Raw genomic sequence first — 12,305 nt, 5'->3', positions numbered from 1 at the left:
AGGGTTCGAGCCCTTCCGCTTCGTCAGTTACGAGAAGGCGCATCCTCGGATGCGCCTTTCTTCTATCCGCTTTCTACCCACGCTCTGCGGTTGGTTAGTCGGTTCAACCGTTTTGGGGGACGCAATGCTGCAGAATATCAGGGACAATTCACAAGGCTGGATTGCCAAGACAATTATCGGGATCATCATCGCGTTGATGGCCCTGACGGGCATCGAAGCGATGTTCACCGCCAGTGGTAACAAGCAGAATGCTGCCCAGGTCAATGGCGAGGACGTGACTCAGAATGAACTGAGTCAGGCTGTCGACATGCAACGCCGCCAGCTGGCTCAGCAACTGGCTCAGCAGCTTGGCAAGGATTTCGATCCTGCGATGCTGGATGAAAAGCTGTTGCGTGAATCCGCTCTCAAAGGGCTGATCGACCGCAAGCTGCTGCTGCAAGGTGCGGCCGATGCCAAATTCGCTTTTTCCGAGGCTGCGCTGGATCAGCAGCTTCTGCTGACGCCTGAATTCCAGGTTGATGGCAAGTTCAATGCCGATCGTTTCGATCAGGTCATCCGCCAGTTGGGCTACAGCCGGTTGCAGTTCCGCCAGTTGCTGGGTCAGGAAATGCTGATCGGTCAGGTCCGTGCCGGTATCGCTGGCAGTGCCTTCGTGACCGATACGGAAGTCGAGGCCTTCGCCCGTCTTGAAAAACAGACTCGCGACTTTGCCACCTTGACTCTGCCTGTCGATCTGGCTGCTGCGAAAGTGACCGATGACGAAGTCAAGGCTCACTACGACCAGCATGCCAAGGAGTTCATGAGTCCTGAGCAGGTTGTGCTTGATTACATCGAATTGAAGAAGTCGTCCTTCTTCGACAAGGTGCAGGTCAAGGACGAGGACTTGCAGGATGCTTACCAGAAGGAAATCGCCAATCTGGCGGAGCAGCGTCGTGCTGCGCACATCCTGATCGAAGTGAACGACAAGCTCAATGAAACCCAGGCCAAGGCCAAACTGGAAGAAATCCAGCAGCGTCTGGCCAAGGGCGAAAGCTTTGCAGCGCTGGCCAAGGAGTTCTCCCAGGACCCTGGCTCGTCGAGCAAGGGTGGCGACCTGGGCTATGCCGGCAAGGGTGTCTACGATAAGGCCTTTGAAGAGGCGCTGTATGCCTTGAACAAGGATCAGGTTTCGCAGCCGGTACGCAGTGACTTCGGCTGGCATCTGATCAAGCTGCTGGGCGTTGAAGCACCTTCGGTGCCGAGCTTTGCCAGCCTGAAAGAGAAGCTGACCCATGATCTGAAGGCTCAGCAGGTCGAGCAGAAGTTTGTCGAAGTGACCAAACAACTGGAAGACTCGGCTTTCGAGTCGTCCGATCTGACTCAGCCGGCTCAGGATCTGGGCCTCAAGGTGCAGACTACCGCGCCGTTCGGTCGTGAAGGCGGCGAAGGCCTGACAGCCAATCGTGCGGTGATCCAGGCAGCATTCAGCCCGGAAGTCCTCGAAGAAGGTTCCAACAGCAACACGCTGGAGCTGGACCCGGAGACTGTAGTGGTCGTACGTTCCAAAGAGCACTTGCAGCCTCAGCAGTTGCCGCTTGAAAGCGTCGCCGCCTCCATTCGTACCCAGTTGCTCAAGGAGCACGCCAGTGCTGCAGCCAAGGCCAAGGGCGAAGCGCTCCTGGCAGGTCTGCGCGATGGCAAGACCCCGTTGGCAGCCAAACAGGATGGTCATGCGTGGGCAGTTCTGGAAGCGGCTACCCGCAGCCAGGACAGTGTCGACCCGGCAGTGCTGCAAGCAGTGTTCCGTATGCCCAAGCCTACCGGCAAGGACAAGCCTGAGTTTGCCAGCCTGACCGCAGCAGACGGCAGCTTTGTGATTGTGCGCCTCAATGGTGTGAATCAGGCAACAGCGCCGAGTGACGCGGAAAAGGCGCAATACCGCCGTTTCCTGGCGTCGCGTGCCGGTCAGCAGGATTTCGCTGCTTATCGCTCGGAACTGGAAAGCAAGGCCAAGATCGAGCGTTTCTAAGCTCGATTTGATTCACTCGAAACGCCCGGTGCATTCACCGGGCGTTTTGCTTTGTGCGGTTTGTGATTTTCTTGTGATTCTTTTCCGCAGCAAGGGAACCGTTTTCAGCGCTTTGCCACTCAGTCGAGTACGTAGATCCTTGTTTCGTGCCGAGGGAGAGAAACCGCAATGAGCGATCCCATTTCAAGCACCGGTCGTGGTCCCAGTGGTTTTGGGAGCTTTCCAGTACCGGAAAACCTTACCGAGGTCCCCTTCAGTCTGACCTCGGGTGAGTTTCACAAGTCTACCGGTGGTCTGGCCGGTGTCGAGTATGGCCAGGCTGGCAAGATGGCCGGAACGGCATTGCCAGTTCCTCAGGCCGCTGAAGACTCGTTCCTCCAGCGTCTGCTGCGCGCCTTGAGCAGCCAGATCTCAGGCAAGGCCCAGCCTCCTGTGCGGGAAAATCATGAGTATCTAGACGACTCGAAATACAGCTCGCCCGAGGAACTGGCCAAATGGGACGGTCTGTTGGGTGATATGCCGCCCTCCAAGCGTGAGCAGGCTGCCAAAGAGCTGAACCGCCCGATTGCCGCTGCCAGAATGATTGCCGCCAATGACCCGGATGCGGACAAGGCCTGGGCCTTCCTGGATGAGAACCCGACTCTGAAAACCGCCATGGACACGGCTCAGGGTGGCAAGGCGGACGGCAAGATTACCAAGAAGGACGCCAAGACCTTCGCCAAGAACATGGAGAAACAGGTCGATAAAGGCACAGACAGCCTTAATGACTTCCGCAAGGACAACCCGGATGCCGATGCACAATCGGTGCAGTTGGTGCGTTCGGCAGCCGTGCTGCTGGCTCATGAGCCAATAACCGAAGCCGGTGATCCGTCCAACGCCCAGGGCGTTGAAGGCCAGACCAAGGTCAATGGCCGCACCACCATCGCGGGGCTTGAGTCGGTGAGCGCCAATAACCCGGGGCTTTCCAGTGTCCTGCAGGACTCTGCCGCCACCTGGGCGCAGCCAGGCATGTTCGAGATGATGGACCAGGGCAACATGCGCGGCAAAAAGCTGGCGATGCGGGCTCCTGACGGCGTGATGATCAAGCGGGATATCAGCACCTGGATCAAGCACAAGGCCCCAGCCAATGAAGAGGACTTTTCACGGGTTCTCACCGACGCTGCGACTATCGGTGCGGTTTCAAGTGTGGATATCAGCAAGCTGAACGGCGATGTGTTCAGCAACCCTCAGGCCTACAGCGGCGAGCAGAAAGCCGCCGTACTGGTGGAGTTGCAACAGATTTCCGAGCAGGTCGTGGCGGGACGCTCGATTCGTAACACCTCGGCCACCGAAACCGCTCTGGATGAAAAGATCACCCAGTTGCAGAACGATCCTTCCGTGCAGGCCTTTCTGGCCAGGAATACCGACCGCCAGGCAGAGTTGATTATTAACAGCGACCCGGCACTGGCTCAGGTGGTGAATGAAACCACGACCAAAAAAGCAGCGGCGGGTACCACCGGAATGAGCACCGCATTTACCCCCGGTGGCACTGGCAAGGATACGAATCAGACCAAGGATGATCTGAAGCAGGCTGCCAGCACTATTCACGAGGTGATCGACTTTGGTGACAAGGTGGGTGTGCGCAGGGGCGGTGCAAACGCAGCGGTAGGTATCGGTGGGCGTGTAGCCGCGGCTGTTGGCGGGCGTATTGTCGGGGCGGTTGCCGGTCAGGCGGCGGGTGCAGCGGCAGCTTCGGCGATTGGTGCGGCGGCCGGCCCCGTGGGCTGGGCGGTCAGTGGTGCCATAAGCATCGGCATGGGTATTTCGGAGATCATCAATTCGGTGAAGGAGCGTAAGGAACGCAAGGCCTTCAGCCGTACCGTCAACCCGACTCTGGAGCAGTTCGGCATACCCAAGCCTAAATAGGCGTGGGGGCAGAAACAGAAAATCCGGATCCCTGGCGGGCGTCCGGATTTTCTGTTTTCAGGGCCGACGTCAGACGCCAGCCCCTATCGAAGATCACTCTTCGATGTTGCCCATCGCAGTGGTGTTGAAACCGCCGTCGACGTACATGATTTCACCGCTGATGCCGGACGCCAGGTCCGAGCACAGGAAGGCGCCGGCGTTGCCGACTTCTTCGATGGTGACGTTGCGACGCAGAGGGGTCTGCGCTTCGTTGGCTGCCAGCATCTTGCGGAAGTTCTTGATACCCGAAGCAGCCAGGGTACGGATCGGACCAGCCGATACGGCGTTGACGCGAGTGCCTTCCGGGCCGAGGCTGCCAGCCAGGTAGCGAACGCCGGCTTCCAGGCTGGCCTTGGCCATGCCCATCACGTTGTAGTTAGGCATGGTGCGCTCAGCGCCCAGGTACGACAGGGTCAGCAGGCTGCCATTGCGGCCTTTCATCAGTTCGCGACCGGCTTTGGCCAGGGCAACGAAGCTGTAGGCGCTGATGTCGTGAGCGATGCGGAAGCCGTCACGGGTGGTGGCTTCGGTGAAGTCGCCATCAAGCTGGTCGCCTGGAGCGAAGCCAACGGAGTGAACGATGACGTCCAGGCCGTCCCACTTCTTGCTCAGCTCTTCAAAGACCTTGTTGATCTCTTCGTCGCTTGCCACGTCGCAAGGGAAGCACAGCTCAGGGCCTGAGCCCCAGCCTGCTGCGAACTCTTCGACGCGGCCCTTGAGTTTGTCGTTCTGGTAGGTGAACGCAAGCTCGGCACCTTCACGATGCATGGCGGCAGCGATGCCGGATGCGATGGACAGTTTGCTGGCGACACCGACGATCAGGACGCGCTTACCGGCGAGAAAACCCATGTGTTGTTCCTCTTCAGGTTAATCGACAGCTACCGGCGCCAAAAAGGCTGCTTCCAGTAGCTGCTGTGTATAGGGATGTTGCGGTGCGGCGAAGATATCCTGCGCCACACCCTGTTCGACCACTTTGCCTTGCTTGACCACCATCAACTGGTGGCTCAGCGCTTTGACGACAGCCAGGTCATGGCTGATGAACAAATACGTCAGGTTGTACTTGGTTTGCAGCGAGCGCAGTAACTCGACTACCTGACGCTGCACTGTCCGGTCGAGGGCCGATGTCGGCTCGTCCAGCAGAATCAGCGCCGGTTTTAACACTAATGCACGGGCTATGGCGATTCGCTGCCTTTGCCCACCCGAGAACTCGTGGGGGTAGCGGTGCCGGGTTTCCGGGTCCAGACCTACTTCCCTGAGTGCCTCGATAATTGCCGCTTCCTGCTCGGCGTCCGTCCCCATGCCATGAATGCGCAGGCCTTCGCCCACGATATCGCTCACTGACATGCGCGGGCTCAAACTGCCAAACGGGTCCTGGAACACCACTTGAATCTGTCTGCGCAGCGGACGAATCTGCTGCTGCGACAGGCCATCAAGCGGCTTGCCTTCAAACCGTATGGCGCCCTGGCTGCCGATGAGCCTGAGTATTGCCAGGCCCAGCGTCGACTTGCCCGATCCACTTTCACCGACAATCCCCAGTGTCTGCCCTTGAGGCAGGCTGAAGCGAATACCATCCACCGCCTTGACGTGATCGACGGTTCGCTTGAGCAGGCCTTTCTTGATCGGGAACCAGACTTTCAGGTCCTCGACTTCAAGCAGTGGAGCGCCAGCCGGGTTGGTCGAAGGACCGCCGCTGGGCTCTGCACTGAGCAACACCTGGGTGTACGGATGCTGTGGTGAACGGAACAGCTCTTCGCACAATGCTTGTTCGACGATGCAACCGCGCTGCATGACACATACACGATTGGCTATTTGCCTCACAACGTTCAAATCATGGCTGATCAGCAGCAATGCCATGCCCAGACGAGCCTGTAATTGCTTGAGCAATTCGAGGATTTTCAGCTGTACCGTAACATCCAGCGCGGTGGTCGGTTCGTCGGCAATCAGCAGTTCGGGCTCGTTTGCCAGGGCCATGGCGATCATGACGCGCTGGCGCTGGCCGCCTGACAGCTCGTGGGGCAGGGCCTTGAGCCGTTTGTGTGGCTCGCTGATGCCGACCATTTCCAGCAGCTCCAGCGTACGCGCCGTGGCTGCCTTGCCGGTGAGCCCCTTGTGCAGGCCGAGTACCTCGTTGATCTGCTTTTCCACCGAATGCAGCGGATTGAGCGAGGTCATGGGCTCCTGGAAAATCATGGCAATGCGATTGCCACGAATGGAGCGCAGTTTTTTCTCGTCCATCTTCAGCAGGTCATCGCCCGCATAGCGGATGGTTCCGGCAGGATGGGTGGCGATGGGGTAGGGCAGCAGGCGCAGGATCGAGTGCGCGGTGACCGACTTGCCGGAGCCGCTTTCACCCACCAGAGCCAGGGTTTCGCCGCGACGGATATCGAAGCTGATGTTTTCGACCACGCGCTGGCGCGACTCGCCTGTCACGAACTCGACCGCCAGATCGCGGATTTCGATCAGATTGTCATTGTTCATTTCATTTCCTTGGGTCGAAAGCATCGCGGGCGGATTCGCCGATGAACACCAGCAGGCTCAACATCAATGCCAGTACGGCAAAGGCGCTGATCCCGAGCCACGGGGCTTGCAGGTTGGATTTGCCCTGCGCGACCAGTTCGCCCAGCGAAGGCGAGCCGGCGGGCAGGCCGAAGCCCAGGAAGTCCAGCGCTGTCAGTGTGCCGATGGCGCCGGTCAGAATGAACGGCATGAACGTCATGGTCGACACCATGGCATTGGGCAGGATATGGCGGAACATGATCGCGCCGTTCTCCATGCCCAGCGCCCTGGCAGCGCGCACGTATTCCAGATTGCGGCCGCGCAGGAATTCTGCGCGTACCACGTCCACCAGACTCATCCAGGAAAACAGCAGCATGATGCCCAGCAGCCACCAGAAATTGGGCTGCACGAAGCTGGCCAGGATAATCAGCAGGTACAGCACCGGCAGGCCTGACCAGACCTCCAGGAAGCGCTGGCCCATCAGGTCCACCCAGCCGCCATAGAAACCCTGCAAGGCACCGGCAATCACGCCGATGATGGAACTGAGCACCGTCAGGATCAGGGCGAACAATACCGAGATGCGGAAACCATAGATCACGCGGGCCAGCACATCGCGCCCTTGATCGTCGGTGCCCAGCAGGTTCTCGCTGGAGGGCGGCGCCGGGGCGGGGACTTTCAGGTCGTAGTTGATGCTCTGGTAGCTGAACGGAATGGGTGCCCAAAGGGTCCAGCCGTTCTTTTGCGCGACCAGTTCCTTGATGTAGGGGCTCTTGTAATTGGCTTCCAGCGGGAATTCCCCGCCGAAGGTGGTTTCCGGGTAACGCTTGAACACCGGGAAGTACCATTCGCCGTCATAGCGCACAGCCAGCGGCTTGTCGTTGGCGATCAGTTCCGCGCCCATGCTCAGGCCGAACAGGATCAGAAACAGCCACAGCGACCACCAGCCGCGCTTGTTGGCCTTGAAACGCTCGAAGCGGCGGCGATTGAGAGGAGACAGCTTCATATCAATGCTTCCTGCTTTCAAAGTCGATGCGCGGGTCTACCAGGGTGTACGTGAGGTCACCGATCAGTTTCACCAGCAGCCCCAGCAGGGTGAAGATGAACAGGGTGCCGAAGACCACCGGGTAATCGCGGTTGATGGCCGCTTCAAAACTCATCAGGCCAAGGCCGTCCAGGGAAAAGATCACCTCCACCAGCAGCGAGCCGGTAAAGAAGATCCCCATGAAGGCCGAAGGGAAACCTGCGATCACCAACAGCATGGCGTTGCGGAACACATGGCCGTACAACACGCGGTTATTGCTCAGGCCCTTGGCCTTGGCGGTCACTACGTATTGCTTGCTGATTTCGTCCAGGAAGCTGTTCTTGGTCAGCAGGGTCATGGTGGCGAAGTTGCCGATCACCAGCGCTGTCACCGGCAGCACCAGATGCCAGAAGTAATCGCCTATCTTGCCCAGCGTGCTCATCTCGTCGAAGCCATTGGACGTCAGGCCGCGCAGCGGGAACCAGTTGAAATAACTGCCACCGGCAAATACCACGATCAACAGGATGGCGAACAGGAACGCGGGAATTGCATAACCGACGATGATTGCCGAACTGGTCCAGACATCGAAATGGCTGCCATGGCGAGTGGCCTTGGCGATGCCCAGCGGGATCGACACCAGATACATGATCAGGGTGCTCCATAGCCCGAGGGATATGGACACCGGCATCTTCTCGACAATCAGGTCGATCACTTTTGCATCGCGGAAGAAACTGTCACCGAAATCCAGCTGCGCGTAGTTCTTGATCATGATCCACAAGCGCTCCGGTGCCGACTTGTCGAAGCCGTACATGCGCTCGATTTCCTTGATCAGCGCCGGGTCCAGGCCCTGTGCGCCGCGGTAGTTGGAGCCTGCCACCGCGACTTCCGAGCCACCACCGGCGATGCGGCTGGTGGCGCCGTCGAAACCTTCGATCTTGGCGATCATCTGTTCCACAGGTCCGCCGGGAGCGGCCTGGATGATGATGAAGTTGATGATCAGGATGCCGAACAGGGTCGGGATAATCAGCAGCAAGCGCCGGAGAATATAAGCCAGCATGTTATTGCTCCGTACTCGCAGGTTCAGCTTGCCCGTTGGCAGGCTGTGCGGGAATCGCCGGTTTTGCGTCCGGTTTCATCCACCAGGTCATGACGCCGATGTCCGACAGTGGCGGGGCCTTGGGGTGGGCGATATGGTCCCAGTAGGCCACGCGCCAGGTCTTGATGTGCCAGTTGGGAACCACATAGAAGCCCCACAGCAGGACGCGGTCCATGGCCTTGGTATGGGTGATCAGGTTCTGACGCGAGTCGGCATTGATCAGGCCGTCCACCAGGGTATCGATGGCCGGGTCCTTGAGGCCCATGAAGTTGCGGCTGCCAGGGTTGTCGGCGCTGGAGGAGTGAAAGTAGATCCGCTGTTCGTTGCCCGGCGAGCTGGATTGCGGGTAGCTGCTGACGATCATCTCGTAGTCCCGCGAGCGCAGGCGGTTGATGTACTCCGAGACGTCCACCCGGCGAATGCTCAGTTCGATACCCAGATCGTTCAGGTTGCGCTTGTAGGGCAGCAGGACGCGCTCAAACTCGGTCTGGGCCAGCAGAAACTCCAGTTTGACCGGGTTGCCCTGGGCATCGACCATCTTGTCGTTGACGATCTTCCAGCCCGCTTCCTGCAATAACTGGAAGGCGCGGCGCAATTGAGGACGGATCATGCCGCTGCCATCGTTGACCGGCAGTTTGTATTCTTCGCTGAAGACCCGGTCAGGGATCTTGCCGCGCAACGGTTCCAGGATGGCAAGTTCCTGTGCCGAAGGCAGGCCGCTGGAGGCCATCTCGGAGTTGTCGAAGTAGCTTTTGGTCCGGCTGTAGGAGCCGTTGAACAGCTGCTTGTTGGTCCACTCGAAATCCAGCAGCAGGGTCAGGGCCTCGCGGACCCTTATGTCCTGAAACACCGGTTTGCGCAGGTTGAAGATGAAACCCTGCATGCCGGTGGGGTTGCCGTTGGGCAACTCTTCCTTGATCAGGCGACCGTCCCGCACCGCTGGCGTGTTGTAGGCCGTGGCCCAGTTCTTGGCGCTGGTTTCCAGCCAGTAATCGAACTGCCCGGCCTTGCCGGCTTCCAGAGCGACCGTGTTGTCACGGTAGTAATCGGTGGTCAGGACATCGAAGTTGTAGGAGCCTTTGTTGATCGGCAGATCCTTGGCCCAGTAATCCTTGACCCGCTCATAACGCATCGAGCGCCCGGCCTTGACCTCGGCGACCTTGTAAGGCCCGCTGCCCAGCGGGATCTCCAGATTGCTCTTGCTGAAGTCCCGTGTGGCCCAGAAATGCTTGGGCAGCACTGGCAACTGACCCAGGATCAGTGGCATTTCGCGGTTGTTCTTGTGTTTGAACTTGAACAGCACGCGCAAAGGATCTTCGGCAATCACCTGGTCGACATCGGCGTAGTAGCCACGATACATGGGTGAGCCATGTTTCATCAGCGACTCGAAGCTGAATACCACGTCTTCGGCGCGTATCGGATGGCCGTCATGGAAGCGCGCTTCAGGGCGCAGGTAGAAACGTACCCAGTCATTGTCCGGAGATTTTTCGATTTTGCCGGCAATCAGCCCGTACTCGGTAAACGGCTCATCCAGGCTGCGGCTGGTCAAGGTGTCGTAGATCAGGCTGATATCTTCAGCGGCCACGCCCTTGTTGATGAACGGGTTAAGGCTGTCGAAACTGCCGAAGCCTGCCTGACGGAAAATCCCGCCCTTGGGCGCGTCGGGGTTCACGTAATCGAAATGCTTGAAGTTGGCCGGATATTTCGGGGCTTCGTCATACAGCGTCACGGCATGCTGGGGAGCAGCCTGGACGGTGCAGACGATACCGGCCAGCAACAGGCCGCCAGCCTGCATGAACAGGGAACGCAGTGGGGTCATCGGGTCTTCTCCGGAGTCTTGAGCCACCACGCACGCAACCCCATGGTATAGGGCGGGGTGGTGACCATGGCGAATCGATTGCGATAGGCCAGGCGATGATTGTTCAGGTACCAGTTCGGAATGCTGTAATGCTGGGACAGCAATACGCGATCAAGTGCGCGTGCCGTTGCGACTTGTTCATCATGCGTCTGTGCGGCCAGCAGCTTGTTGAGCAGGCTGTCGACCACAGGATTGGCGACGCCAGCGTAGTTCTTGCTGCCATTGACCGTGGCCTGGCTGGAGTGGAAATACTGCCACTGTTCAAGGCCGGGGCTGAGTGTCTGTTGCAGGGTCATGAGGATCATGTCGAAGTCGAAATGGTCCAGCCGCTGTTTGTACTGGGCGCGGTCCACCGTGCGCAGGCTTGCTTCGATCCCTATGCGGCGCAGGTCTTCTATATAGGGTTGCAGGATGCGTTCGAGATTGGGGTTCACCAGCAGAATCTCGAAATGCAGCGGTTGTTGGTCCGCATTGAGCAGGCCTCGCTCCGACAGCGTCCAGCCGGCCTTGGCAAGAAGGCCCAGTGCCTTGCGCAGGGTTTCACGCGGAATGCCGCGGGCATCGGTCTTCGATGGGCTGAAGGGGGCGGTGAACAGGCTGGCGGGTAACTGGTCCCGGTAAGGCTCCAGCAGGGCCAGCTCGCGGCCGGTGGGCAGATCCGTCGCGGAAAACTCGCTGTTGGGGTAGTAACTGGTGGAGCGGGAGTAGGCATCACTGAACAGTGCGCGGTTGGTCCACTCGAAATTGAACATCAGCCCCAGTGCTTCACGCACCCGGATATCGGCAAAGGTGCCGCGCCGGGTATTCATGAACAGCCCCTGAGTCTGAGTCGGGATCTTGTGCGGGATCTGCGCCTTGATCACCTGCCCATTGGCGACCGCCGGGAAGTTGTAGCCATTGGCCCAGTTCTTGGCCTGATGTTCGATATAAATGTCGAATTCACCGGCCTTGAAGGCCTCGAAGGCTACATCGCTGTCGCGGTAGAACTCCACTTCGACGCGATCGAAGTTGTATTTACCGCGATTGACCGGCAAGTCCTTGCCCCAGTAATCCTTCACCCGCTCGAACACCAGTTGGCGTCCGGGCTGTACTCGGGTAATGCGATAGGGGCCGCTGCCCAGTGGCGGCTCGAAAGTCGTGGCCTTGAAGTCGCGGTCTTTCCAGTAATGCTGCGGCAGTACCGGCAGCTCACCCAGGCGCAGGATCAGTAGCGGATTGCCTGAGCGTTTGAAGACAAAGCGGATGCGATGGCGATTGAGGATGTCGACTCGCTGCACTTCCTGCAAGGCCGTGCGGTATTGCGGGTGACCGTCCTTGAGCAGTGTGCGATAGGAGAAGGCCACGTCATAGGCCGTGATCGGCTTGCCATCGTGAAAGCGCGCCTGGGGACGAAGATTGAACACCACCCAGCTGCGGTCCTCGCTGAACTCCACCGACTGTGCGATCAGCCCGTAACTGGACGTGGGCTCGTCGCCGGACGGGTCGTACTGGCCGGTGCCGACCATCAGGGGTTCGTTCAGCTCATTGACGCCGTATTGCAGGAAGTTGCCTGTCGACACAGGGCTGGTGCCCTTGAAGGTGTAAGGGTTGAGTGTGTCGAACGTGCCGAAGGCCATGATTCGCAAGGTGCCACCTTTCGGCGCCTCGGGATTGACCCAGTCGAAATGAGTGAAACTGGCCGGGTACTTGAGAACGCCAAATTGCGCATAGCCATTGCTTTCGCTGATGGCAGCGTTGGCACAGAAGCTCAAGACCAGACAGATGACTAGCAGGAAGGGACGTATCACGATCCAGACGGCTTGGGCTTTCGGGTCGCTAACAGTAACAGCTTGTCCGGATTGGAAAAAGACCGCCGGCAATGCGGGAGCGATGGTCTGGACGA

General features: G+C 58.9%; 7 protein-coding genes and 1 pseudogene. 2 read left to right on the top strand and 6 right to left on the bottom strand.

Annotated elements, in window-relative coordinates; genetic code table 11:
• Positions 1–49: 49 nt before the first annotated feature.
• Both JL015_RS28305 and JL015_RS20960 read left to right on the top strand, forming a co-directional pair.
• Positions 50–1,246 (top strand): annotated as a pseudogene (locus JL015_RS28305) (SurA N-terminal domain-containing protein); the annotation flags it as partial.
• 930 nt (positions 1,247–2,176) lie between these two features.
• A complete protein-coding gene (locus tag JL015_RS20960; protein ID WP_201019792.1) occupies positions 2,177–3,913 on the top strand; it encodes a type III effector HrpK domain-containing protein in 1,737 nt (578 codons plus the stop codon).
• A gap of 93 nt (positions 3,914–4,006) precedes the next feature.
• Here JL015_RS20960 and fabI read toward each other — a convergent pair whose 3' ends face one another.
• From fabI to JL015_RS20930, 6 genes are read right to left on the bottom strand one after another with little or no spacing between them, the layout of a single operon-like run.
• Positions 4,007–4,801 carry an enoyl-ACP reductase FabI gene (gene fabI, locus JL015_RS20955; RefSeq protein ID WP_201019791.1) on the bottom strand — a complete coding sequence of 265 codons (795 nt, stop codon included), beginning with the start codon at positions 4,799–4,801 and terminating at the stop codon, positions 4,007–4,009.
• A gap of 18 nt (positions 4,802–4,819) precedes the next feature.
• A complete protein-coding gene (locus JL015_RS20950; protein WP_201004320.1) occupies positions 4,820–6,430 on the bottom strand; it encodes an ABC transporter ATP-binding protein in 1,611 nt (536 codons plus the stop codon).
• 1 nt (position 6,431) lies between these two features.
• On the bottom strand, positions 6,432–7,451 hold the full coding sequence (locus tag JL015_RS20945; protein WP_201004318.1) for an ABC transporter permease: 1,020 nt from the start codon (positions 7,449–7,451) through the stop codon (positions 6,432–6,434).
• A gap of 1 nt (position 7,452) precedes the next feature.
• A complete protein-coding gene (locus JL015_RS20940) occupies positions 7,453–8,526 on the bottom strand; it encodes a microcin C ABC transporter permease YejB (protein WP_201019790.1) in 1,074 nt (357 codons plus the stop codon).
• Between the two features lies 1 nt (position 8,527).
• Complete coding sequence (locus JL015_RS20935) at positions 8,528–10,384, bottom strand: extracellular solute-binding protein (RefSeq protein ID WP_201019789.1); 1,857 nt, start codon at positions 10,382–10,384, stop codon at positions 8,528–8,530.
• A complete protein-coding gene (locus JL015_RS20930) occupies positions 10,381–12,210 on the bottom strand; it encodes an extracellular solute-binding protein (RefSeq protein ID WP_201019885.1) in 1,830 nt (609 codons plus the stop codon). Before JL015_RS20930 ends, JL015_RS20935 begins: the two co-directional genes overlap by 4 nt.
• Between the last annotated feature and the right edge of the window lie 95 nt (positions 12,211–12,305).

It is taken from the genome of Pseudomonas cichorii (assembly GCF_015471405.1).
GTDB classification, from domain to species: domain Bacteria; phylum Pseudomonadota; class Gammaproteobacteria; order Pseudomonadales; family Pseudomonadaceae; genus Aquipseudomonas; species Aquipseudomonas serbiensis.
The sequence above is the reverse complement of the archived record's forward strand: the minus strand, read 5'-3'. Positions and strand labels throughout refer to the sequence as shown.